Annotated in this window: 1 pseudogene; it reads left to right on the top strand. The window is 39.1% G+C overall.

The window, feature by feature from the left end:
* Nucleotides 1-163: 163 nt before the first annotated feature.
* A pseudogene (locus tag AAEY55_RS18290) lies at nucleotides 164-276 on the top strand (ribonuclease E activity regulator RraA); the annotation flags it as partial.

Below are 276 nucleotides of genomic sequence, written 5' to 3' on the forward strand. Positions count from 1 at the left end.
TCTCTATTTAGGCCAATGCGTCATCTGCGCATAAGTCACACCATAAGTTGATTTATAACAATCCAGTGATTGATAAGGCTTTTATTTTCATAAAAAGCTCATATAATTCATTTAACTTTGCTTTACCCAGCAATTTACCTTTGCTGTCCAACAGGAGTGAAATATGGAATACAACACCTCAGAACTCTGCGACATGTATATAGATGTAGTCGATGTCGTCGAACCAATGTTCAGTAACTACGGTGGTTGCAGCTCCTTCGGTGGCTCAATCAGTAC

Origin of the sequence: Pseudoalteromonas sp. 120-MNA-CIBAN-0494, assembly GCF_040308885.1 — a bacterium.
In the GTDB taxonomy this organism is placed as follows: domain Bacteria; phylum Pseudomonadota; class Gammaproteobacteria; order Enterobacterales; family Alteromonadaceae; genus Pseudoalteromonas; species Pseudoalteromonas nigrifaciens.